20 protein-coding genes and 1 other RNA gene are annotated in these 24,015 nt (G+C 67.3%); 3 read left to right on the forward strand and 18 right to left on the reverse strand.

Features of this window, described 5'->3' with window-relative positions:
• Positions 1-270 precede the first annotated feature (270 nt).
• From lpxC to rnpB, 16 genes are all read right to left on the reverse strand, one after another.
• Positions 271-1,182 carry a UDP-3-O-acyl-N-acetylglucosamine deacetylase gene (gene lpxC, locus ACTHLF_RS05215; RefSeq protein WP_440325458.1) on the reverse strand — a complete coding sequence of 304 codons (912 nt, stop codon included), beginning with the start codon at positions 1,180-1,182 and terminating at the stop codon, positions 271-273.
• A gap of 302 nt (positions 1,183-1,484) precedes the next feature.
• On the reverse strand, positions 1,485-2,684 hold the full coding sequence (ftsZ, locus tag ACTHLF_RS05220) for a cell division protein FtsZ (protein ID WP_440325460.1): 1,200 nt from the start codon (positions 2,682-2,684) through the stop codon (positions 1,485-1,487).
• Positions 2,685-2,822: 138 nt separating this feature from the next.
• The gene (ftsA, locus tag ACTHLF_RS05225; protein ID WP_440325462.1) at positions 2,823-4,061 is read right to left on the reverse strand and encodes a cell division protein FtsA; all 1,239 of its coding nucleotides are present in this window, start codon (positions 4,059-4,061) and stop codon (positions 2,823-2,825) included.
• A gap of 8 nt (positions 4,062-4,069) precedes the next feature.
• The gene (locus ACTHLF_RS05230; RefSeq protein ID WP_440325463.1) at positions 4,070-4,810 is read right to left on the reverse strand and encodes a cell division protein FtsQ/DivIB; all 741 of its coding nucleotides are present in this window, start codon (positions 4,808-4,810) and stop codon (positions 4,070-4,072) included.
• A complete protein-coding gene (locus ACTHLF_RS05235) occupies positions 4,810-5,781 on the reverse strand; it encodes a D-alanine--D-alanine ligase (protein ID WP_440325465.1) in 972 nt (323 codons plus the stop codon). The genes ACTHLF_RS05230 and ACTHLF_RS05235 overlap by 1 nt, the downstream gene beginning before the upstream one ends.
• Positions 5,781-7,220 (reverse strand): UDP-N-acetylmuramate--L-alanine ligase, encoded by a 1,440-nt coding sequence (murC, locus tag ACTHLF_RS05240; RefSeq protein ID WP_440325466.1) that lies wholly within the window; start codon positions 7,218-7,220, stop codon positions 5,781-5,783. Before murC ends, ACTHLF_RS05235 begins: the two co-directional genes overlap by 1 nt.
• On the reverse strand, positions 7,217-8,299 hold the full coding sequence (murG, locus tag ACTHLF_RS05245; protein ID WP_440325468.1) for an undecaprenyldiphospho-muramoylpentapeptide beta-N-acetylglucosaminyltransferase: 1,083 nt from the start codon (positions 8,297-8,299) through the stop codon (positions 7,217-7,219). Before murG ends, murC begins: the two co-directional genes overlap by 4 nt.
• A complete protein-coding gene (ftsW, locus tag ACTHLF_RS05250) occupies positions 8,296-9,516 on the reverse strand; it encodes a putative lipid II flippase FtsW (RefSeq protein WP_440325470.1) in 1,221 nt (406 codons plus the stop codon). Before ftsW ends, murG begins: the two co-directional genes overlap by 4 nt.
• Before the next feature lie 5 nt (positions 9,517-9,521).
• Entirely contained in the window at positions 9,522-10,604 is a 1,083-nt protein-coding gene (gene mraY / locus ACTHLF_RS05255; protein ID WP_440325471.1) for a phospho-N-acetylmuramoyl-pentapeptide-transferase, read from the reverse strand.
• Positions 10,594-11,961 carry a UDP-N-acetylmuramoyl-tripeptide--D-alanyl-D-alanine ligase gene (locus ACTHLF_RS05260; protein ID WP_440325473.1) on the reverse strand — a complete coding sequence of 456 codons (1,368 nt, stop codon included), beginning with the start codon at positions 11,959-11,961 and terminating at the stop codon, positions 10,594-10,596. Before ACTHLF_RS05260 ends, mraY begins: the two co-directional genes overlap by 11 nt.
• Entirely contained in the window at positions 11,958-13,457 is a 1,500-nt protein-coding gene (locus ACTHLF_RS05265; protein WP_440325475.1) for a UDP-N-acetylmuramoyl-L-alanyl-D-glutamate--2,6-diaminopimelate ligase, read from the reverse strand. The genes ACTHLF_RS05260 and ACTHLF_RS05265 overlap by 4 nt, the downstream gene beginning before the upstream one ends.
• Positions 13,454-15,259: a peptidoglycan D,D-transpeptidase FtsI family protein gene (locus tag ACTHLF_RS05270; RefSeq protein WP_440325476.1), complete on the reverse strand. Its 1,806-nt coding sequence runs from the start codon at positions 15,257-15,259 to the stop codon at positions 13,454-13,456. The genes ACTHLF_RS05265 and ACTHLF_RS05270 overlap by 4 nt, the downstream gene beginning before the upstream one ends.
• On the reverse strand, positions 15,256-15,528 hold the full coding sequence (gene ftsL / locus ACTHLF_RS05275; RefSeq protein WP_440325478.1) for a cell division protein FtsL: 273 nt from the start codon (positions 15,526-15,528) through the stop codon (positions 15,256-15,258). Before ftsL ends, ACTHLF_RS05270 begins: the two co-directional genes overlap by 4 nt.
• Positions 15,525-16,451, reverse strand: coding sequence for a 16S rRNA (cytosine(1402)-N(4))-methyltransferase RsmH (gene rsmH, locus ACTHLF_RS05280; protein WP_440325480.1), 927 nt, complete (start codon positions 16,449-16,451; stop codon positions 15,525-15,527). The genes ftsL and rsmH overlap by 4 nt, the downstream gene beginning before the upstream one ends.
• A gap of 48 nt (positions 16,452-16,499) precedes the next feature.
• Entirely contained in the window at positions 16,500-16,946 is a 447-nt protein-coding gene (gene mraZ / locus ACTHLF_RS05285) for a division/cell wall cluster transcriptional repressor MraZ (RefSeq protein WP_440325482.1), read from the reverse strand.
• Positions 16,947-17,381: 435 nt separating this feature from the next.
• Positions 17,382-17,747: RNase P RNA component class A (rnpB, locus tag ACTHLF_RS05290), an RNA gene on the reverse strand.
• Positions 17,748-17,963: 216 nt separating this feature from the next.
• Between rnpB and rsmI the strand changes: the two genes are divergently transcribed.
• Positions 17,964-18,791 carry a 16S rRNA (cytidine(1402)-2'-O)-methyltransferase gene (rsmI, locus tag ACTHLF_RS05295; RefSeq protein ID WP_440325484.1) on the forward strand — a complete coding sequence of 276 codons (828 nt, stop codon included), beginning with the start codon at positions 17,964-17,966 and terminating at the stop codon, positions 18,789-18,791.
• A 102-nt stretch (positions 18,792-18,893) separates the two neighbouring features.
• Here rsmI and ACTHLF_RS05300 read toward each other — a convergent pair whose 3' ends face one another.
• Together ACTHLF_RS05300 and ACTHLF_RS05305 are read right to left on the reverse strand one after the other, a co-directional pair.
• A complete protein-coding gene (locus ACTHLF_RS05300) occupies positions 18,894-20,108 on the reverse strand; it encodes an ABC transporter permease (protein WP_440325486.1) in 1,215 nt (404 codons plus the stop codon).
• Between the two features lie 11 nt (positions 20,109-20,119).
• Positions 20,120-21,439 carry an ABC transporter permease gene (locus ACTHLF_RS05305; RefSeq protein WP_440325488.1) on the reverse strand — a complete coding sequence of 440 codons (1,320 nt, stop codon included), beginning with the start codon at positions 21,437-21,439 and terminating at the stop codon, positions 20,120-20,122.
• Positions 21,440-21,727: 288 nt separating this feature from the next.
• On the opposite strand from ACTHLF_RS05305, the gene ACTHLF_RS05310 reads away from it, so the two are divergent.
• The gene (locus ACTHLF_RS05310) at positions 21,728-23,539 is read left to right on the forward strand and encodes a penicillin-binding protein activator (protein ID WP_440325489.1); all 1,812 of its coding nucleotides are present in this window, start codon (positions 21,728-21,730) and stop codon (positions 23,537-23,539) included.
• 33 nt (positions 23,540-23,572) lie between these two features.
• The gene (locus tag ACTHLF_RS05315; RefSeq protein WP_440325491.1) at positions 23,573-23,944 is read left to right on the forward strand and encodes a YraN family protein; all 372 of its coding nucleotides are present in this window, start codon (positions 23,573-23,575) and stop codon (positions 23,942-23,944) included.
• Positions 23,945-24,015: the final 71 nt, after the last annotated feature.

Genomic DNA, 24,015 nt, shown 5'->3' on the forward strand with positions numbered 1-24,015 from the left:
CCCTGCTGCCGGTTCGCGGCCGTAGGCAAAATAAGTACCGGGGCCGCGTAGCGGCCGTCCTTTTCGAACGACGTGGACTGTCTGAGCAGCGAGGGTGGGCGCCAAGGGCTCTTCCCGGAGACGTCCGAGCGCTAGACGCGATGGCGTAAGCCGAGCCATGCGAAGCCGAAGGCGAGCCTGATCGCCCAAACACAAAAAAGCCCGGCGCTGTGGCCGGGCTTTCTCAGGCGGGCATCGCGCGCAAGCGCGCTCCCACGACAGCGGTTGGGCTTAGACCGCCTGCGCCGGGTGGGCGTAGCTGATCGGGGCCTTGGCCGGGTCCTTGAAGCTGACTTCTTCCCAGGCCGTGACGTCAGCCATCAGCTGGCGGAGCAGCTTATTGTTCAGTTCGTGGCCCGACTTGTGTGCCGAGTACGCGCCGATCAGGCTGTGGCCGAGCATGTAGATGTCGCCGATGGCGTCGAGGATCTTGTGCTTCACGAACTCGTTGTCGTAACGCAGGCCATCTTCGTTCAGCACGCGGTAGTCATCGAGCACCACCGCGTTATCCATCGAACCGCCCAGGGTCAGGTTGCGCTCGCGCAGCGCTTCGATATCACGCATGAAACCGAAGGTGCGGGCGCGGCTGACTTCCTTGACGAACGACGTGGTCGAGAAATCCATCTCGGCCTGCGAATTACGCTTATTAAAGAGCGGGTGGTCGAACTCGACCGAGAAGCCCACCTTGAAGCCGTCGAACGGCTCGAGCTTCGCCCACTTGTCGCCGTCGCGGACCACGACCGGCTTCTTGATGCGGATAAAGCGCTTCGGGGCGTCCTGCTCCTCGATGCCAGCGGACTGGATCAGGAACACGAACGGACCGGCGCTGCCATCCATGATCGGCACTTCAGGCGCCGACAGGTCGACATACGCGTTATCGATACCCAGGCCCGCCATCGCCGAGAGCAGGTGCTCGACCGTGGACACGCGGACCTCGCCATTGATAAGCGTGGTGGAAAGACGGGTATCACCCACGTTCTCCGGACGCGACTTCAGCTCAACCGGCGGGTTGAGGTCAGTACGACGGAACACGATGCCCGTGTTCGGAGCCGCGGGGCGGAGCGTCATGTACACCTTGTCGCCCGTATGAAGGCCGACGCCGGTGGCGCGAATGACGTTCTTGAGAGTGCGCTGCTTGATCATGATGGGTCAAACCTTGGTGGCAGCAGCCAGGTGTATTGGAGATGCTAACACAGTCTTAACCTCGGAATAAACAAACCGGCCAGTACAGTCTTGGCCATCTTTCACCAACCCTTCAGCAATTGGTGCAAGTCGTTCGCATTTGGAGCTCGATTTAACGAGGAAGTTCCCTTTCCTTTCGGGGGCACGAAGGTGCCCCGCCGCCCGGAACGGGAACGGCGGCGGGGCACCCGGGCGGGCCGGCGTCTTGCCGGGCCCTGCCCCACGTCATCCCTGACGTGCCTGGTGTATGGCGTTAGTGCCGCTTAGTCGGCCTGGCGACGCAGGAAGGCCGGGATATCGAGGTAATCGATCGCCGGCTCGGCCGTCTTGGCCGCCGGAGCCGGTGCCGCCTCGGCGCGCGGGCTCGACGAGATCGTCGGCTCGGCGTGGTGGGCGTAATCGACCACTTCGTTACCCGTACCCGTGCGCAGCACGACCGGGCGCGGACGCTGGCGCATTTCGACCTGCTGCTGGACCGGCTGGCGGACCGGCTGCTTGGCGGCGACGCCGCGGTTCAGGCCGGTGGCGACCACGGTCACGCGGACGTCGTCCTGCATGTCCGGATCGAGCGAGGTGCCGATCACCACGGTCGCGTCTTCCGAAGCGAAGTCGTGGATCACGCGGCCAATCTCGTCGAACTCGCGCATGGTCAGGTTCGGGCCGGCCGTGACGTTGACCAGGATGCCGCAGGCACCGGCCAGGTTCACGTCTTCCAGCAACGGGTTGTTGATCGCGGACTCGGCGGCAGCCTGCGCGCGGTCGTCGCCGCGGGCGGTGCCCGAACCCATCATCGCCATGCCCATCTCGCTCATCACGGTGCGCACGTCGGCAAAGTCGACGTTGATCAGGCCCGGGGCCGTGATCAGGTCGGCGATGCCCTGCACCGCGCCGAGCAGCACGTCGTTGGCGGCCTTGAAGGCGTTCAGCAGCGTGACTTCACGGCCGAGGACCGAGAGCAGCTTTTCGTTCGGCACGGTGATCAGCGAATCCACGTGCTGCGAGAGGTCTTCGATACCCTTCAGGGCGACCTGCATGCGGCGGCGGCCTTCGAACGGGAACGGCTTGGTCACCACGGCGACCGTGAGGATGCCCTTCTCCTTCGCCAGCTGGGCCACGACCGGAGCCGCACCCGTGCCGGTACCACCACCCATGCCGCAGGTGATGAAGACCATGTCCGCGCCTTCGAGCATTTCCTCGATGCGCTCGCGATCTTCCAGTGCGGCCTGGCGGCCCACTTCCGGGTTGGCGCCCGCGCCGAGGCCCTTGGTGACGTTGCCACCGAGCTGCAGGTGCGTGCGACCGCCGCAGGTCTTCATGGCCTGGGCGTCAGTGTTGGCGACGACGAATTCGACGCCTTCGATGTTGGAGTTCACCATGTGGGCCACGGCGTTGCCGCCGCCACCACCCACGCCGATGACCTTGATGACCGCATTCGGTGCCAGTTTTTCGATCAGTTCAAACATTTCCCGTCCTCCGCAGAACTTTTAGTTTTTTTAGGTTTGTATCCCATGGGCGACTCCTGTCGACCGTGGGTTGCGGGCCTTCCTCTTGCCCCGGCGCCCCCCTTCCATCGGGCACCGACATCTCGGTGTGAAACTGTTTTAGAAGTTCTTGGTAAACCAGCTACGGAACTTCTCGACCACGTTGCCTACGTTGCCCACCGCCGAGCTCGTGTGCCGCGCACCGCCGCCGCTGGCGCGCGAGCCGTGCAGCAGCAGGCCGACGCCGGTGGAATGCAGTTCGCTGGATACGACATCGCCGAGGCCCGAGACGTGCTGCGGCACGCCCACGCGGACCATCTTGTGGAAAATCTCTTCCGCCAGTTCGAGCGCGCCTTCCATGCGCGCCGCGCCGCCCGTCAGCACGATGCCGGCGGCCACGAGGCTTTCGTAACCCGAGCGGCGCAGTTCGTCCTGCACCATCTCGAAGATTTCTTCATAACGTGCCTGTACCGACTGGGCCAGCGCCTGGCGGGCCAGGCGGCGCGGCGGGCGATCACCCACGCTCGGCACCTGGATCGTTTCTTCCGCGTGGGCAAGCTGCGCGAGCGCACACGCATATTTGATTTTGATCTCTTCCGCGTGAGCGGTAGGTGTGTGCACGCCATACGCGATGTCGTTCGTCACCTGGTCGCCGCCGACCGGCAGCGACTTGGTGTAGCGAATGGAACCCTGCGTGTAGATCGCGATGTCGGTCGTGCCCGCACCGATATCGACCAGGCACACGCCGAGTTCGAGCTCGTCTTCGGTCAGGACCGACTTGGCACTCGCTACGGCCGCCGGCACCAGTTCATCGACGGAGAGGCCACAGCGCTGGATGCACTTGGAGATGTTCTGCACCGCCGAAGCCGCACCGGTGACGAGGTGCACGCTGGCTTCGAGGCGCACGCCGCTCATGCCGACCGGGTGGCGGATGCCGTCCTGGCCGTCGATGCGGTATTCCTGTGATTCCTTGTAGAGCACCTTGCGGTCGGCCGGGATCGCCACGGCGCTCGCGGCTTCCAGCACCTGCTCCAGGTCGCCCGCCATCACCTCGCGGTCGCGGATCGCCGCGGTGCCGTGCGAGTTGCGGGTTTCCAGGTGGCTGCCGGAGATCGAGGCGTACACCGAGCGGATATCGCAGCCGGCCATCAGCTCGGCCTCTTCCACGGCGCGCTGGATCGAGTGCACCGTCGATTCGATATCCACCACCGAGCCGCGCTTCATGCCGCGCGACACGTGGGTGCCGATGCCGATCACTTCGATCGGTTCGCCCGGCTCGTATTCGCCCACGATCGCGACGACCTTGGAGGTGCCAATGTCGAGGCCGACGACGAGCTGTTTGTCGTTCTTGTTTCTCATGTTCTAGCTCAGGTTCCGACCTTGGGTGTGGCCGTGTTGTCCGATGGCGGCCACCGGATGGCGAATCCGTTGGTGTAACGCAGGTCGGCGTAGGCGAAACCGCCACGATGACCTGCAATGAGTTGCGGGTACACATCCAGGAAGCGCGCGAGGCGGCGGTCAGCCTGTTCGCGATCGCCGATCACGATCTCGGCGCCGCTATCCATGATCACGCTCCAGCTGCCGCGCTGGGTGAGCGACACGCCGGTCACCGACATGCCCACCCTGCCCTCGAACGCCTTGCGCACCTGGGCGTAGAAGCTCACCACCTCGGCCAGGCGCGAATCCGGGCCCGAGAGCCGCGGCAGGTCGCCCATCTGGTCGGCGCCGGGCGCATCGAACACCTGGCCCGTGCGGCTGATCAGCTTGTCTTCGTTCCAGCGTGCGAACGGCTGGCGCTCGTAGATGCGCACCAGCAGCGTATCGGGCCAGCGCTTGCGCACTTCCACCGATTCCACCCATGGCAGGCTGCCGATCGCCGCGCGCACGCTTTCCAGGTCCGTGGCGAAGAAGCCCTTGCCAAGGTGGGGGATCGCGGCGCTGCGGATCTGCTCGGCGCTCACATGGGCGAACTCCGCCTCCACCTTCAGCTGGGTCACCGGCCAGCGGCCGGCGGCAAACCAGCCCTGCATCACGCCCACGACAGGCAGCGCCACCAACGTGATGGCGATAGCCCATGCGACGATCCGCGTGGCGGCGGCTCCTTTCATTACTTCGCGGCCTCCCGTTCCATGGAGGTTTCCAGCACTCGCCAGCACAGGCCCGGGTAATCGAGCCCGGCGACGGCGGCGGCCTTCGGTACCAGCGAGTGCGAGGTCATGCCCGGGGCGGTGTTCACCTCGAGCAGCCAGTTCTTGCCGTGGCGGTCGCGCATCACGTCGACGCGGCCCCAGCCGAAGCAATCCAGCGCATCGAAGGCCTGCAGCGCGAGCGCGCGCATCTCGTCTTCGGCGGCGCCGGACAGGCCCGGGCAGAGGTACTGCGTTTCGTCCGAGATGTACTTGGCGTTGAAGTCGTAGTACTCGCCGGCCGGCACGATCTTGATCGTGGGCAGCACCTCGCGACCGACGATGCCGACGGTGAACTCACCGCCTTCCTGCGCATCGCCCTCGATCAGCGTCTCCATGAGCATGTCGCCCGGGTACTGCTGGGCAAGCGTCACGGCCTCGTCGAGGTCCTCTTCCTTGAACACCCGGCTCACGCCCACGCTCGAACCTTCCCAGGCCGGCTTCACGATCAGCGGGAAACCGATCTCGCGGGCGGCGGCGTGCACGTCGGCACCGCGCGGCAGCGCCTTGAACTTCGGGGTGGGCAGGCCGAGGGCGACCCACACCTGCTTGGCGCGGACCTTGTCGAGCGAGAGCGCCGAACCGAGCACGCCCGAACCGGTGTACGGGATGCCGAGCGATTGCAGCGCACCCTGCAGCTCGCCGTTCTCACCACCGGCGCCATGCAGGATGTTGAACACGCGGGCGAAGTGGCCGGCGCGCACGGCGTCGAGCAGCGCGGGGATACCGTCGATGGCGTGCGCATCGACACCGGCGCTACGCAGCGCCTCAAGCACACCCTTGCCGGAGTTCAGCGAGACCTCGCGTTCGGCGGAGTTGCCGCCCATGACCACGGCGACGCGGCCGAACTCGGCGGCATCGGTGACACGGCGCGGGAAACGGGTGCTGCTCATTATTTCGAAGTCCTCAGGTTGCCGGCGTTACCCAGCTCGACCGCCGCGGCACCGATATCGCCGGCGCCCAGCAGCATGATCAGGTCGTTGTCGCGGGCCAGCGCGGAAAGCGTGGCGCGCAGGTCTCGCGGGTGGTCGACCAGCACGGGATCGGTCTTGCCGCGCGCACGGATAGCGCGGGCCAGGGCCTTGCCGTCGGCGCCCGCGATCGGCGATTCGCCGGCCGGGTACACCTCGGTGAGCACCAGCACGTCGGTTTCCGCGAGCACGTTGGCGAAATCGTCGAGCAGGTCGCGCGTGCGGCTGTAACGGTGCGGCTGGAACGCCACGACCAGGCGGCGATCCGGCCAGCCACCGCGGGCAGCGGCGAACACGGCGGCCAGCTCACGCGGGTGGTGGCCGTAATCGTCGACCAGAAGCGCACTGCCCTGGTCGAGCGCGATCTCGCCACGGCGGTGGAAGCGGCGGCCCACGCCTTCGAAACCGGCCAGCGCGTGCGCGATGGCGGCCGGCTCGACGCCGAGCTGCCAGCCCACGGCGGCCGCGGCCAGCGCGTTCTGCACGTTATGCCGGCCCGGCAGGTTCAGCGTGACGGCCACGGCATCGACCAGACCCGGCAGGTGCAGGTCGAACTGCATCTGGAAGCCGACCTGGCGCACGTTCGTCGCGGTGACGTCGGCGCCGGCGTTGTCGATCCCGTAGGTGATCAGGCGGCGCGACGTGTCCTGCGCCAGCTTCTTCGTTTCCTCGTCGTCGATGCACAGCACGGCCACGCCGTAGAACGGCAGGCGGTGCAGGAAGTCGCCAAAGGCCTTCTTCACCTGGGCGAAGTCGCCGTTGTAGTTCTCGAGGTGGTCGGCGTCGATGTTGGTCACGACGGCCATCACCGGCGAGAGCATCAGGAACGAGCCATCCGATTCATCCGCCTCGGCGACCAGGTACTGGCCCGTGCCCAGGCGCGCGTTCGCGCCGGCGGCGTTGAGCTGGCCACCGATGACGTAGGTCGGATCGTAATCCGCTTCGGCGAGCACGCTGGCGACCAGGCTGGTGGTGGTCGTCTTGCCGTGCGTCCCGGCGATGGCGATGCCACGGCGGAAGCGCATCAGCTCGCCGAGCATCTCGGCGCGCGGCACCACCGGGATACGCGCGGCGTGGGCGGCGACCAGCTCCGGGTTGTCCTGGCGGATCGCGCTCGAGATCACCACCACGTCGGCGCCATCGATGTTCGCGGCCTCATGGCCGATGCGCACATCGACGCCGAGCTTTGCAAGGCGCTCGGCCGTCGGCGAGTTCGCGCGGTCCGAGCCGGACACGCTGTAACCAAGGTTCGCCAGCACTTCGGCGATACCGCTCATGCCAACGCCACCCACGCCAATGAAATGGACGCGACGGAACGAGGTCATGAAATCATCGTGGGCGCGCAAACGACCGGGCGTCATGCGGAAACCTCCATGCAGTGACGGGCAATCGTTGATGCAGCGTCGGGTTTGGCCAGCGAGCGCGAGGCGTTCGCGGCGGTAAGGATCTGCTCGCGGTCGGCGAACAGGTCGACAAGCAACTGGGCGAGCGAACGCGCCGCGTCGGACTCGTTGAGCGCGGCATCGGTAACGATGCGTGCACCGCCGACGTCGACCATGGCGCGGGCATTCGCGGTCTGGTGGTCATCCACCGCGTGCGGGAACGGCACCAGCACGGCTTCGAGGCCGGCGGCGCAGAGTTCAGCGACGGTCAGCGCGCCAGCGCGGCACACCACTACGTCGGTCCACTCGTAAGCGCCAGCCATGTCCTCGATGAAGGGCACGACATTCGCGGCGACGCCGGCCGCCGTATAGGCATCGACGGCTTCCCGCAGGCCGCGCTCGCCGGTCTGGTGCACCACATCCGGGCGCACGTCGTGCGCGGCGAGCAAGGCCAGCGCCTTCGGCACCGCGTTGTTCAGCGTGCGTGCGCCGAGGCTGCCGCCAAGCACGAGCAGGCGCGGTGCGCCGCTGCGCTGGTGGAAGCGCACGGCAGGAGCCGGCAGCGCGGCGATCGACGCGCGCACCGGGTTACCCACCCACTCCGCACCGGGCAGCACGTTCGGGAAACCGGTGAGCACGCGCTTCGCGAACGAGGCGAGCTTGCGGTTGGTGAAACCGGCGACGGCGTTCTGCTCGTGCACCACCAGCGGGATGCCGGCCAGACGCGCGGCGACACCGGCGGGGCCAGCCACGTAGCCGCCCATCGACAGCACGCAGCGCGGGCGCAGCTTGCGCAGCAGCGCCAGCGCCTCGAACAGCGCGCGCGCCAGCATCAGCGGCGCCAGCAGGCGGGTCTTCATGCCCTTGCCGCGCAGGCCACCCACCTTCATGGTGTGCAGCGGGATATCGTGCGGCGGGACCACGCGGGTCTCCATGCCACCTTCGGCGCCGAGCCACGCGACGGGAATGCCCTGCGCGCGCAGTTCGTCGGCCACGGCCAGGCCGGGGAAGATATGGCCGCCGGTACCGCCGGCCATGATCAGCACGGGGCCACTCATGCGACACCCCCGATCGGCGCGGATGTCGGCACGGCCACGGCCGGGTTACGCACCGCCGTCTGGCGGGCATCCTCGGCGCGGTTGATTTCAAAGGTCGCACGCAGCAGCACGCCGACCATGCAGCAGGTCATCAGCACTGACGAACCGCCCGAGCTGATCAGCGGCAGGGTCAGGCCCTTGGTCGGCAGCACGCCCAGGTTCACGCCGATGGACACCATGGCCTGGAAGCCCAGCATCAGCGAGATGCCGTAAGCGACGTAGCCAGAGAAGCGGTGGCCGAGCTCGACGCCCTTCAGGCCGATGTACAGGCCGCGGCCCACGAGCACGACATACAGGCCGATCACGGTGGCGATGCCAGCCAGGCCCAGCTCTTCCGCGAGCACGGCCAGGATGAAGTCGGTGTGCGCCTCGGGCAGGTAAAACAGCTTCTGCACGCTGGAGCCCAGGCCCACGCCGAGCCACTCGCCACGCCCCACGGCGATCAGCGCCTGGGTGAGCTGGAAGCCGTCGTTGAACGGATCCTTCCACGGATCGAGGAACGAGGTGAGGCGCTTGATGCGGTAATCCTCGGCGGTCGCCGCGTAGATCAGCAGCGGCACCAGCGGCAGCGCCAGCAGCAACAGGTTGCGCATGCGCGCGCCGGCCAGCCAGACCATGCCGACGGTGGTGGCGACGACGAGCGCGGCCGAACCGAAGTCGGGCTGGGCCAGCAGCAACAGCACGATGAAGCCGGCCACGCCGATCGGCTTCACCACGCCGAACAGTTCGTATTCCACGCCTTCGCGGTGGCGCACGAGGTAGCTGGAGAGGTAGGCGACCAGGATCACCTTCATCGCTTCCACCGGCTGGAAGCTGGTGACGAACAGGTTGATCCAGCGGCGCGCACCATTGATGCGCATGCCGAAGCCGGGGACGAACACCAGCAACAGGCCGACCACACCGAGCAACAGCAGCAGCGTGCTGTGCTTCTCGATCAGCTTCAGCTCGGTGCGCATGGCGACGCCGGCAAGGATGCAGCCGCCGACCAGGAAGCCCAGGTGCTTCTTCAGGTAATAGAAGGCACCGACGTGCGAGCCGTCGGCCACGGCGATCGAGCTGGAGGTGACCATCACCACGCCGATCGCCGCTAGCGCGAGCGCGGCCACGAGCAGCGGGATGTCGAAACTCCCCCGCGGCCCCTGCCGGCGCTGTGCCTGCTTGTTACCCATGCCAAACATGTGTCTCAGCGCACCTTCAACGTAGCCAGGCCAATAAGCACCAGCACGACGCTGATGATCCAGAAGCGAACGATCACGCGCGGCTCGGGCCAGCCCTTCAGCTCGAAGTGGTGGTGGATCGGCGCCATGCGGAAGATGCGCTTGCCGCGCAGCTTGAAGCTGCCGACCTGCAGCATCACCGAGGCGGTTTCCATCACGAAGACGCCGCCCATCACGATCAGCACGATCTCCTGGCGCACGATCAGCGCCACGCAGCCCAGCGCGGCACCGATGGCCAGCGCGCCCACGTCACCCATGAAGACCTGGGCCGGATAGGTGTTGAACCAGAGGAAGCCAAGCCCGGCACCGGCCAGCGCGCTGCAGAAGATCGCCAGCTCGCCTGCACCCGGGATGCTCGGGATGCCGAGGTATTCGGAGAACAGCTTGTTGCCCGCGAGGTAGGCAAAGATGCCCAGCGCGCCGGAGACCAGCACGCTCGGCATGATCGCCAGGCCATCCAGACCATCGGTCAGGTTCACCGCGTTGGAGAAGCCCACGATGATGAAGTAGCCGATGACCACGAAGCCCAGGCCCAGCGGCAGTGCCACCTGCTTGAACAGCGGCACGTACAGCGCCGTCTCGGCCGGCAGCTGGTGGGTGTAGTAAAGGAACAGCGCGGCGGCGAGGCCGAACACCGACTGCCAGAAATACTTCCAGCGGCTGGCGAGGCCACGGCTGTCCTTCAGCACCAGCTTGCGGTAGTCGTCGTAGAAACCGATCGCGCCGAAGCACAGCGTGACCAGCAGCACCACCCACACGTAGCGGTTGTTCAGGTCGGCCCAGAGCAGCGTGGCGATGCCGATCGAAAACAGGATCAGCGTGCCGCCCATGGTCGGGGTGCCGGCCTTCGACAGATGCGTCTGCGGGCCGTCGCTGCGCACGACCTGGCCGGCCTTCAGCGCGGCCAGCTTGCGGATCAGCGCGGGGCCGAGCAGCAGCGAGACGCACAGCGCGGTCAGCGCCGCCATGATCGCGCGGAAGGTGATGTACTGGAAAAGATGCAGCGACGTGAAGTGCCGAGCCATCCATTCCGCCAGTTCAAGCAGCATGGGATGCTCCTTCAGCGTACTTCTTCATCGCCGCGACGACCCGCTCCATGCCGGACGACCGCGAGCCCTTCACCAGGACGGTGACGCCCTCGTGGATCTGCGCACACGCTGCCTCGATGAGGTCTTCCTGCGTGGCGAAATGCTGTGCGCCGGCGCCGAAGGCCTCGACGGCGGCGGCACTCTTCACGCCGGTGGCCAGCAGCCGCTCGATGCCGCGATCGTGGGCGAGCTTGCCCGTGGCCGCGTGCATCTTCAGCGTATCGGTGCCCAGCTCGGCCATGTCGCCGAGGATCAGCCAGCGCTCGCCGCGGGCCAGCGCCAGCGTCTCGATCGCCGCGGTGGCCGAGCCCGGGTTGGCGTTGTAGCTGTCGTCGATCAGCGTCCAGTCGCCCTTCATCGGTTCCAGGTTCAGGCGGCCCGCGACGTGCGGCACCTGCTCCAGGCCTTCCACGATGGTCTCGACCGGCACATCCAGCGCGCAGGCGATCGCGGCGGCGGCCAGCGCATTCGCGACGTTGTGGCGGCCGGCGAGCGGCAGGTGCACGTCGCCATCGCCATGCGGCGTGCTGAGGACGAAATGGGTGCCGTCGATGCGCTCCTCGACGATATCCGCGCCGATATCCGCGCGGTGCTCCAGGCCGTAACGCAGCACGCGGCGCGAGCCGGCAAGGCCGGTGAACAGGCTGATGAAGCGCTCGTCATCGACGTTGATGATGGCGACGCCATCAGCCGGCAGCGACTGGTACAGCGCGCCCTTGGTTTCAGCGACGCCTTCGATCGTGCCCATGCGCTCAAGATGCGCGGCGGCGATGGAGTTGACGAGGCCGATATCGGGCCGCGCGATGGCAGCCAGGTAATCGATATCGCCCGGCTTGCCCGCGCCCATCTCGAGCACGGCGTATTCGGTGTCTGCCGGCATGGCCAGCAACGTGAGCGGCATGCCGATCTCGTTGTTGTAGTTGCCGGCATTGACGTGGGTACGCCCATGGCGCGACAGGATCGACGCCGTGAGCGTCTTCACCGTGGTCTTGCCGTTGGAACCGGTGATGCCGATCACCCGCACCTTGTTGTTCTGTGCGCGCACCGAGCTGGCCAGGTCGCCCAGCGCCAGCTGCGTATCGTTGACGATGACCTGCGGCCGGTCGAGGGCGCCCGGGGGGGTCACCAGCGCGGCGGCCGCGCCCTTCTCCGCGGCGGCGGCGACGAAATCATGGCCGTCGACGTGCTCGCCGGGCATGGCGACGAACAGGTCGCCCTTCTGCACCTTGCGGGTATCGATGGCGAAGCCGGTGACGTCGGTGTCGGCGCCCTGCAGGCGGCCGCGGGTCCAGAGGGCGACGGCGGAGAGACGCATCATGCGCGCGCTCCCTTCGCAGCCGGCTGGGCCATCAGGCCCTGCGCCACGGCGAGGTCATCGAACGGCAGCTTGCCGTCCGGGCCTTCCTGGTAGGTCTCGTGGCCCTTGCCGGCGATCAGCACGACGTCATCGGCCTTCGCGCCGTTCAGCGCCAGCGCGATTGCCTTCGCGCGGTCGCGCTCGACGGCCACGGTGTCCGGATGCACGAAGCCGGCGACGATCTGCGCGACGATGGCGTCGCCGTCTTCGCTACGCGGGTTGTCGTCGGTGACGATCACCACGTCGGCCAGGCGCTCGGCGATGCCGGCCATGATCGGGCGCTTGCCCGCGTCACGATCGCCACCCGCGCCGAACACGCAGATCAGCTTGCCCTTGGTATGCGAGCGCAGCGCCAGCAGCGCCTGCTTCAGCGCATCCGGCGTGTGCGAGTAATCGACCACCACCAGCGGCTTCTTGCCATCGCCACCCAGGCGGCTCATGCGGCCGTTCACCGGCTCGAGCGCCTCGAGCGCCGCGTGGATCCGCTCGAACGGCTCGCCCAGCGCGCCCAGCACCGCGGCCACGGCCAGCAGGTTGGCGACATTGAAGCGGCCGAGCAGCGCGCTGCGCACGGTGCGCATGCCCCACGGGGTGCTCAGGTTGAACGAGAGACCCTTGGCCGAAGTGACGACGATGTCGGCGCGGACTTCCGCATCCTTCTCGGTGGCATCGTGGGCCATGGAGGTGCGCAGCTTCGCCACGCCTTCCGGCAGGCCCTTCGCCAGCTTCACGCCGAACGCATCGTCCACGTTGATCACGGCGGCCTTCAGGCCGGGGAACGCGAACAGCTTCGCCTTGGCGGCGCCGTAGGCCTCCATCGTACCGTGGTAATCGAGGTGGTCGCGGGTCAGGTTGGTGAACACCGCGATATCGAAATGCACCGCGTTGACCCGGCCCTGCTCCAGCGCATGCGAGGAGACTTCCATCGCCACGTGCGTTGCACCTTCGGCGCGGAACGAGGCAAACAGGCCCTGCATGCTGATCGCATCGGGCGTGGTCCGCTCGCCTTCCACGACGGCACCGTGCATGCCTGCACCGAGCGTACCGACCGTAGCCGGCTTCCGGTGCAGGAAGGCCAGGGCCTGGGCGATCAGCTGCACGGTCGAGGTCTTACCGTTGGTACCGGTGACGCCGATCACCTCGAGCGCTTCGGTCGGCTCGCCGTGAAAGCGCGCCGCGATGGCACCGGTGTGCTCGCGCAGGTCCTTCACGGTGACGACGGGCACGCCCGGGTCGGCGGCGTCGAACGGCGCTTCGGCCAGGATCACGGCTGCGCCGTTCTCCACGGCCTTCGCCGCGAAGTCCATGCCATGGCCCTTCGTACCGCGCAGCGCCACGAAGGCGTTGCCCGCGGCGATCTCGCGTGAATCGAGCGAAAGGCCCGAAACGACGATTTCGCCGGCGCCCTGGGCGTCGGCGAAACCATTCAGAAGTTCGTTGAGGTTCATGCTGCTCATGGCACCACCTCTTCCGCCGCGCTTTCATCCGCGGCCGGTGGTGCGTTGGTCGTGCCGATCATCCCGCCCTGGCTCGGGCCGCCGGCGTACCAGCGGCCGACGTTGTCAGGCGGAATGTCGAGAAGTCGGACGGCGCCGGTCATGACGTTGGCGAACGCCGGGCCCGCCACCGAGCCGCCATAGTAATGGCCGCCCTTCGGGTCGTTGATCACGACCACGGTGACAAGGCGCGGGTTGCTGGCCGGGATCATGCCGACGAACAGGGAGATGTAGTTGTTGGCGAAGTAGCCGCCAGCGGAGTTCTTGTGTGAGGTACCGGTCTTGCCGGCCACGCTGTAGTTGGCGACCGAAGCGAAGCCGTAACCGGTGGCGCCCGGGGCAAGCACGGTTTCCAGCATGCGCACGAGCTCGTGCGCGATCTCCGGGCTCACCACCTGGTTCGGCGGGTTGTCGGCGCCCTTGATGAAGCTGGGCGCACGGTACTGGCCGCCGTTGGCGATGGCCGCGTAGCCCGTGGCGAGCTGCAGCGGCGTCACGTTGAGGTTATAGCCGTAAGCGATGCGCGACTTTTCGATCGGCTTCCAGGTGCGGCCCACCGGCAGGTAGCCCGAGGCTTCACCCGGGAAACCGCTGCCGGTGCTGTTGCCGATCCCGAACGACTTGAACATGTCGTACATCTTGTCCGTATCCAGCGTCATCGCGATCTTGGCCGCGCCAACGTTGGAGGACTTGGTGATCACGCCGGTGGGCGTGAGCGTGCCCCAGTTATGCGTATCGCGCACCGGGTGGCCGCCCATCATCCACGTGCCGGGCGAGGTCTCGATCAGCGGCGCGGTGGGCGTGTACTTGCCGCTATCGAGCGCCGCGGCCATGGTGAAGGCCTTCATCGTCGAGCCGGGCTCGACCACGTCGGTGACCGCGCGGTTGCGGCGATCGCCCGGGCTGCTGCCACGCACGGCGTTCGGGTTGAACGACGGCAGGTTGGCCATGCCCAGCACTTCGCCGGTGTGCACGTCCATCACCACGATCGAACCGGAATCGGCCTTGTTCTTCTCCAGCGTATCCTTCAGCGCGCTGTACGCGAGGTACTGGATGCGGCGGTCGATCGAGAGCGTGAGGTCGCGGCCCGGCTGCGGCTCGCGCACCAGTTCCACGTCTTCCACCACATGGCCCATGCGGTCGCGGATCACGCGCTTCGCGCCCGGTTTGCCTGCGAGCCACGGGTCGTACGACAGCTCCAGGCCTTCCTGGCCGTGGTCGTCGATATTGGTGAAACCGAGGATGTGGCTGTTCACCGCACCCGACGGGTAATAGCGGCGGTACTCGCGCTGCGAGTTCACGCCCGGGATCTTGAGGTCCATCACCGCCTGCGCGTCTTCCGGGCGCATCTGGCGGGTGATGTACATGAATTCCTTGTCGGCACGCGCTTCGATCTTCGACTTCAGGTCGTCGGCATCGACGTGCAGCGCCTTCGCCAGGTCCGGGATGCGGTCGGCGTTCTCGAGCAGTTCGGGCGGGTTGGCCCACAGCGAAGCCACCGGCGTCGATACGGCCAGCGGCTCGCCATTACGGTCGAAGATGGTGCCGCGCGAGACGGCGATCGGCATTTCACGCAGGAAGCGGGCATCGCCCTGGTCCTGGTAGAACTGCTTGCGCACCACCTGCAGGTCGAACGCGCGCACGAGCAGGCCCGATGCGGCCACGCAGAGCACCGCGACCATCACCGTCATGCGCTTGCGCGGGCTCGGGCCCTGGCCGCGGCGGCGGCTGGGGACGACGAGCTTGCCCTGGCGCGCCCTCATCGACGCACCAGCTGGATGTCCTGCGGTTTCGGCGTGAACATGCCGAGCTTTTCGCGGGCGTCGCCATCGATGCGGCTGGGTTCGGCGTAGGTGGCCTGCTCGAGCTCGAGGCGGCCGTATTCCACGCCCAGGTCGTCCTTCTGCGTCTGCAGGCGCGAGAGCTCCACGAACAGCACGCGGCTCTCATGGCGCGTCCACACCACGCCGATCGCGCTGCCGATGACGGCGAGCAGCAGGAGCGTGAGGCACATGGCGCCGAAGGTCTTCATGCGAGCTTCTCCGCGACGCGCAGCACGGCGGAGCGCGAACGCGGGTTCGCGGCCACTTCGGCGTCGGAGGCGAAGATCGCCTTGCCCACCGGCTTCAGGCGCGCCGGCGGCGCTTCCTTCGGCGGTGCGCGGCGGCTGCCCTGCACGCGGCCTTCGTGCGAGCGGATGAACTGCTTCACCATGCGGTCTTCCAGCGAGTGGAAGCTGATGACCGAGAGGCGGCCACCCGGGTTGAGCAGTTCGAGCGCGGCATCGAGCGCGCGCTCGACCGAGGAGAGCTCCTCGTTCACGCGGATGCGCAGGGCCTGGAACGTGCGGGTCGCGGGGTTCTTGCCGGGCTCGCGGCGGACGCCGCAGCTCGCCACCAGCGCGACGAGCTCGCCGGTGCGGGTGATTGGTGCGGTCGCGCGGCGCTCGACGATGGCCTTGGCGATGCGCCGGCTGAAGCGCTCCTCGCCAAAGGTCCACAGCACGTCGGCGATCTCGGCTTCTTCAGCGTCGCGCAGGAAATCCGCCGCGCTGATGCCACGGGTCGTATCCATGCGCATGTCGAGCGGCGCATCGGCCATGAAGCTGAAGCCGCGGCTGGCGTCATCGAGCTGCGGCGAAGATACGCCGAGGTCGAGCAGGATGCCGTCGAGGCCACCCTCGGCCAGCGCGGGCCACTCGCCCATGGTCGCGAAGTTGTCGTGGCGCAGGCTGACGCGCGGATCGGTCGCCAGGCCGGTCTCGGCCACGGCGATGGCGGTGGGGTCGCGATCCATCAGGAACAGGCGGCCTTCGGCGGAAAGACGGGCAAGGATCGCCGTGGCGTGACCGCCGCGGCCGAATGTCCCGTCGAGATACCGCCCGTTCTCGCGCACAGCGAGACCCTCCACCGCTTCGTCGAGCATCACCGGGATGTGCACATCGCGCCCCGCCATCGCTACATCCCGCTCCGTTTCACTGACTACCTGTTCTTAGGGTTTTCGTTACAGCCGCAGCTCCGCCATGTCGTCGCTGATCTCGTCCTCGCTGATCGTCTGGCGGATCTTGGCGAGGTGGGCCTGTTCGCTCCAAAGCTCGAACTTGCTGCCCATGCCGAGGAGCACGGCCTTTTTCTCGATCCCTGCTGCCGCCCGTTGGCTGGATGGCAGGAGGATGCGTGCCGCGCCATCGGGTTCCACGATGGCGGCGGCGCCGACGAGCTTCATCTGCAGGTTGCGGTGTACGGCTTTTACGGATGGGAGCTTGTTGACGTCGTCGCGTACCCGCTCCCATTCCTCGTAAGGAAAGATCCACAGGCAGCCGGTTTCGAAGGGGTTGTAGGTGATAACCAGGCGATTACCGCAGGCGGCCGCCACCTGATCCCGATACGAGGTCGGAATCGTCAGACGACCTTTGTCGTCGACCGTGATGGCTGTTTCGCCTTGGAACATGTCTGGTTGCCCGCCCCACCAAATCCCACGATTTCACACTGGGGCCCACGATAGTCTCGGGTCCTGAGACTGTCAAGGAATTTTTACTTGTGAATCAAGGAGAAAGCTCCTGTTCATCACTAATTCCAGCCATTTCTGAGCAATCAACGGAAGGTGGTTGAATCGCGGGGATTTTTTGATTTCGCGTACACGTTCTCAGGGCTCGCCTGAGAGCGAAATCAGGTGTGTGACTGAATTCGCATTCACATCGCGACGACGATCGCATGCCCGATCGCCCCACGAATTGCTGGATTCGCGAAACCGTCGTAGGAGCCCACCCTGTGGGCGACATTTTTCGCGATACAGCGGCAGGACCAGTAACGCTCCCGCGAATGGCGTCGCCCACAGGGTGGGCTCCTACGCAAAGCGAGGAGCCCACCCTGTGGGCATCAAGCAGCTTGGAGTCGGCCTGGAAGCCGGGTTCTGTGCGCCTTGCGGCGTAGCAGTCATTCTTCTCGACCTGGCGTCGCCGCCAGGCTCTAGCAACCTACCCGGGGACGATACGGGCCGCATCATGATCCCCTTATTTGGTCTTGCTCCGGGTGGGGTTTACCGTGCCGTACGACGTTAGCCCCGTACGCGGTGCGCTCTTACCGCACCCTTTCACCCTTACCTGATCCCCTTGCGGGGCCATCGGCGGTCTGCTCTCTGTTGCACTGGCCGTCAGCTCACGCTGCCCAGGCGTTACCTGGCACCCTGCCCTATGGAGCCCGGACTTTCCTCGACGCGCACAAGGCGCGACGCGACTGCCCGGCCGACTCCACCGCCGATTATACGGCAGAAGCCCTTGTGGGAGCGCGCTCGCGCGCGATGGGTGCTCGAGGCAAGACCCATCCCGCCGTAGGAGCCCACCCTGTGGGCGACATCTTTCGCGATACCGCCGCCGACCCTGTGTCGGGTCGCGAACGGCGTCGCCCACAGGGTGGGCTCCTACGGGTTCGCTACAATTCGTGTTCGCTCACTCGACTGGCCCCACCCATGCCCACTCCCCGCCCCGGAACGCTGCACGTCGTCGCCACGCCGATCGGGAACCGCGAGGACATCAGTGCGCGTGCCGTGGCCACGCTGCGTGCGGTGGCCGTCATCGCCGCCGAGGACACCCGGCATACCCGGCCGCTCCTGCAGCACCTGGGCATCGACAAGCCGCTGGTCGCCCTGCATGACCACAACGAGCGCACGGCGGTGGATGGATTGGTAGAGCGCATGCGCAACGGCGACGACGTCGCCCTGGTCTCCGACGCCGGCACCCCGCTGATCAGCGACCCCGGCTTTCGCCTGGTGCGCGCCGCGCGGCAGGCCGGGCTGAAGGTGAGCCCGGTGCCGGGCGCCAGCGCGCTGGTCGCTGCGCTCTCGGTCGCGGGCCTGCCCAGCGACCGCTTCATCTTCGAGGGCTTCCTTCCCGCCAAGGCCGGCGCGCGCAAGGGGCGCCTGTCCGAGCTGGCCGGTGAAGCCCGCACGCTCATCTTCTATGAATCGTCGCATCGCATCCTCGAGTGCCTGGAGGACATGCGCGATGTGTTCGGCGCCGATCGCGAGGCCGTCGTGGCCCGCGAGCTCACCAAGCTGTTCGAAACCGTGCTCGGCGCGCCGCTGGGCGAACTGGTCGGTACGGTTGCGGCGGACGCGAACCAGCAGAAAGGCGAGTTCGTCGTGATGGTGGCGGGGCGCGAGGCGGGAGAGGATGAGAAGCTGGCCGAGGGGCTGCGCGTGTTCGGCATCCTCAAGGAGGAATTGCCGCCGGCCAAGGCGGCGAAGCTGGCGGCGGCGATTACGGGGGCGGCCAGGAAGTCGCTTTATGGGAACTGAGGCGGGGTGTTATCGCGCGCAAGCGCGCTCCCACAGGGGATGAGGGTAACGAGCTGGTGATTATCGCGCGCGAGCGCGCTCCCACAGGTTGAGGGGCGGCGCTTAGCCCGCGCGGGTGGCTGCTACGGGCGGTACCGCTGCGGCGCGTAGCGCGGGGCCTAGCACCGCCAGCTGGCCCAGGGACCACAACACGACCGCGCCAGCGGCGAAATACGACGGCGGGAGCAGCGGCACTTCGCTGTACATCATCAGCCCGATGCTGATCCCGTAGGCCAGCACGCCTCCCGCGACGATGCCCATGCTCACGATCAGGAAGTTCTCGAGCTGGAAGTAATGCAGGATGTCGCGCCGGGTCGCGCCGATGGCCCGGCGGATGCCGATCTGCTTGCGCCTGCGCGCCACCCAGAAGCTGGCCAGGCCGACGATACCCAGCGCCGTCACGAGCAGCAGCGCGATGATGATGCCGAACAGGATCCCCATCATGGCCTTGTCGTTGGCGAAACGCAGGGTGCGCAGTTCCGGTATGGACAGGCTCGTTTCGCGGGTCAGCACGGCATCGGGCGCCAGCGACGCCACCGCCTCGCGCGCCTTGTGCATCACGCCGGGAAGATCGGTCGGCGCCGCGCGCAGCATGTAGGTACCGGCGAACCGGGGCCCGGCGAGCGCAGGCGCATACACCGACCAGTCAGAAGACTCCGCGCCGCGCGAGCCAGGCACTGCGATGGCGAGGCGCTGCAACACCCCGATCACCCGGTAATGAAAGTGGTCGATCCAGAACTCCTTGCCCAACGGACTATCACCCGGCCACAGGTGATTGGCCAGCGACCGCGTCACCAGCACGCCCGCCTCGTGCGGCACGAAATCTTCGACCACCCGGTACTCCTCCGCCGTCGGCGCACGCCCCTCGATCACCTTCACGCCCATCGCCTCCAGCGTCCCCGGGGTGCCCAGGTAGAAGTCGACGACGCCGCCAAACCGCTTACCCGCGGGATCCAGCGTGACGCCCACCGTGCCGGCCTGCGGGCCAAACGGTACGGTGTTCACGATGTTCACCGAGGTCACGCCCGGGATCCTGCGCAGACCCTCCAACATGCGTGCATTGAGGTCATTCGCTTGTTGTGGCTCGTAACCGGTGAGGTAAAGCGCTCCCAGCGAGCTTTCATCCACGCCGCTGACCAGCTGCATGGCATGCCAGCGCGCGGCGATGAGCGAGCACGCGTTGCACATCACCGCGCAGGCCAGCGCGATCTGCAACACGATGAGCAGCGTGGCCAGGCGGTGGTGCCGGAGCGAGGCGAGGATCGGATGGAGTGACATGCCGGGCATCCTCACAGCGTCTTCAGTTGCAGCGCGGGGGCCACACCGCCCGCCCTGACCGCGGGCAACGCGCCCGCCAGCAGGCTGACCACCACGGCCAGCACGAAGGTCACCGCGAACATCGAGGGATCGAGGTGGACCAGGTCGGCATAGGCCACATCCTGCCGCCGCACCAGCCATAGCCCCGCCAGGGTAAGCAGCCACCCCGCCAGCCCACCGGCCAGCCCGATGACGCCGGCCTCGACCAGGCACTGCGCGATCACCGCGCCACGCGTGGCGCCCAGCGCGCGACGCACGCTGAAATCACCGCTGCGGCGCAGGAACTTCGCCAGCATCAGGCCGATGGAATTGCACAGGCAGATCACCAGGAACGCGAACGCCAGCCAGGTCTGCAGGCGGACATCGCCAGGCACCACGCGGTTGGTGGTCATCCATTCCATCAGCGAAGGCACGGCCGTGAGCGTCTGCGTATAGCGCCCGCTGGCTTTCTGCTGCTCCGCATAGCCTGCGACGAAGCGGCGGTAATCAGCCACCTTCGAGGAATCATTCAACTGCACCCACAGCCACACCCACTGGCAGGCCGCGTTCTTCAGGTGGCCGGGCGTCTCGGGCACGCGCCAGCAGGTGAATTGCTGGAAGTTGCCGTCGTTGATCTCCAGCCCCGTCTGGAACGGGGTGAAGATGTTCTGCGGCGAGCGGTAGAAATCCGCCGTATCGCCACCCGCCATGCGCCCACCGTGCACCTCGTAGAACAGGGGCGATGGCCGCCAGGGCTTGAGCACGCCGACGATGCGCACATCGGTGTTGGCCAGCCGGATGATGCGGCCCACGCTGTTTTCGCCGTGGAACAGCTTGTGGTTGAAGTCGGAGGAGATCACCGCGACGCGCGCGTGCTTCTCATCGTCATCGGCGCTCCACGCGCTGCCGTATTCGAACGGCACATCGAACATGCTGAAGAAATCCGTGGTGGTCGAGAGCATGTACTGCATGAGCGCGGGCAGGTTGGTTCCCGGCGCACGTACCTTCAGCTGGCTATCCACCATGATCGCCTGGCGATCGGCGCGCTTCGCGCTCCACAGGTCCATGGCCGAGCGGTAAGCCATGAGCTCCGCGGGGTGCAGCGAGTTCACGCGCACGGTATCCGGGCTCACCTGCGGATAGAACAGCTGCGCGCTGCGCCCGGGGATCGGGTCGCCCGAGAGCAGGTGCATCACGGTGAGCGTGGTCATGCTGGTGCCGATGCCGACGGCGATGGCCAGCACCATGAGGCCCGTAAGCACGGGATTGCGGCGCAGGCTGCGCACCGCCAATTCGAAGTAGTAGCCAAACATTCCCTATCCGCCCCCTTTCGTCATGGGAGGGGTTGAGCAAGACGCGGGCCAAGCCCCGGGCCCAACCATACAGCGCGTGCGATCAGTCACTTAGGCCCGAGGGCCGCCGCGCCAGCCGGTGTCCGCGGACACTGTCCGTGTCCGCCGCCCACGCATGGCCGGACAAGCCACCGCACCCTGCGCCATGCGCGGTTCCGGCCGGCTGGTCACATCGGCCTCGCGGATCGATAGGCTATGATCCCCTCGTTTCGGCGCCCTGCGGCGCCCTCGCGCCCTAAGGAACTTGCGATGCGATCGATCCGCGCCCTGACCCTGAGTGTCCTCATCAGCGCCGCCCTCGCCGGCTGCGTGACCCCGGGCGCTTCGCGGCCCGAAGCCCACAGCCCCTCGGGCGAGGCGACCCAGGCCGCACAGGCGATGTATACGCGCGGCCAGTTCGACCAGGCAGCGCAGGCGTATCTCGCGCTGGCCCAGCAGGATCCCGACCACCGCGACTACTACAAGCTGCTGGCCGGCGAGGCCTACCGCCAGGAAGGCGCGCTCGACCGCGCCGCGCCCCTGATCGCCGACATCCGCCGCTCGCACCTCGAGGGCGAGGATGCGCTGCGCTTCGACGCGCTGCGCGCCGAAATCGCGCTGAAGAACAATGATCCGAAGACCGCGCTGTCCCTGACCGGGAAGCCGCCGGCACGCGTGTCGCCGCAGGTCGAGCAGCGCCTCGCCGAACTGCGCGCCCGTGCGCAGGCCGCCTCGGGTGATCCGTGGAGCGCCGCGCAGACGCGCGTCGAGCTCGATGGCCAGCTGCGCGGCATCGATCGCGAACAGAACCGCCGCGAGATCCTGACCCTGCTCACCGGCATGGGCAACGCGGACCTCACCGCCCGCGGCACCGGCATGGGCGCGAACGATCCCATGCGCGCCTGGGTCACCGAGGCCCAGGCCCAGCTCGGAAACGTCAGCCGCGCACCGGCCGTGCTCGACCAGGCGGTCGGCACCGTCACCGGCAACCAGGGCGTGCGCGAGGGCTACAAGGTCCCGGACAAGGTCGCCCTGATCCTGCCGCTGAGCGGCCCGCTCGCCGGCGCCGGCGCGGCGATCCGCGATGGCTTCTTCACCCATTACGTGGATTCCGCGCACGCGAACGCGCCGCGCCCGGAGGTCGTCGTGTACGACGCCGGCAACGACGCCGCGCACGCGGTCGCCGCGTACGACAAGGCGGTCGCCGAGGGCGCGCGCTTCGTCGTCGGCCCGCTGAACCGCGAAGGCGTCTCGGCCATCTTCGCCAAGGGCGCCCTCCCCGCGCCGATGCTCACGCTGAACTACCCCAGCGACAGCAAGAACCTGCCGCCGGCGGGCGCCAACGAATTCGGCCTGCTGCCGGAAACTGAAGGCGCGCAGGTCGCCGACCACATGGCCGACAAGGGCATGAAGACCGCCACGGTCATCGTCTCCACCGATGATTTCGCGCGTCGCGCCGGCAACGCCTTCAAGGCGGAGTGGCAGGCCCGCGGTGGCACGCTCGCAAGCCAGGTCACGCTCGACGCCAACAGCATCGACTTCTCCTCGCAGCTCTCCGGCCTACCGGTGCCGACCGAGGAAGAAGCGACCACCAGCGGCGTCTTCATCAGCATGAAGCCGCAGCAGGCCCGCCTGTTGTTGCCGCAGCTGCGCCTGGCCAAGGACAACCTGCCGGTGTTCGCGACTTCGCACGTCTATTCCGGCGGCGACGACCCGACCTCGGATCGCGACCTCGAAGGCGTGGAATTCTGCGATGCACCGTGGCTGTTCGATGCGCAGCCCGGCCTGCCGCGCCGCGCCGACCTCGCGACCGCCCTGCCCTCGACCAAGGGTGTCGCCGCACGCCTGTTCGCCTTCGGCATGGATGCGTGGGGCCTCGTGCCGTACATCGACTGGATGCGCGGCCACGCCGGCGCCTACCTGCCCGGTGCCACCGGCCAGCTGGTCGCGGATGAGTTCGGACGGGTCCGACGCGTACTCATCTGGGCGCGTTTCGCTGACGGCGTCGCCCACCCGGTCGCGGGTAGCCTTGAACTCGAAGCGCCGGCCACCGCGCCGACCGTCGAGAATGGCGGCGGCTAAACCCTGACCACCCCGGCGCGGAATGGAGTCCGCGTGAAAAACGAAAGCCCCTGCACCACCCCGCGCCGCGCCACCGGAGACCACTTCGAGGACGCGGCGCGCTGCTATCTGGAAGACCGCGGCCTGCGCTTCGTGCAGGCCAACTTCCTCTGCCGGCACGGCGAGATCGACCTCGTCATGCGCCACCGCGAGGTGCTCGTCTTCGTGGAAGTGCGCTACCGGCGCAGCGCCGCGTTTGGCGGCGCGCTGGGTTCGATCACCGCACGCAAGCGCGAGCGGATCATCAGCGCCGCGCATATCTGGATGGCCGCGCACCCGTGGGATGCGGCACGGCCGTGCCGGTTCGATATCGTGGCGTTCGAAGGGGATGATGTGGAGTGGGTGCCTGGGGCGTTTGATGCCTGAGGCGAACGGCGTCGCCCCCACGGGGGTCAGCGAAGACAACCCCCAACCCCCAAACACCCCCTCGGCCCCCA

The sequence above is a fragment of the Luteibacter sp. genome (genome assembly GCF_051958795.1).
In the GTDB taxonomy this organism is placed as follows: Bacteria; Pseudomonadota; Gammaproteobacteria; order Xanthomonadales; family Rhodanobacteraceae; genus Luteibacter.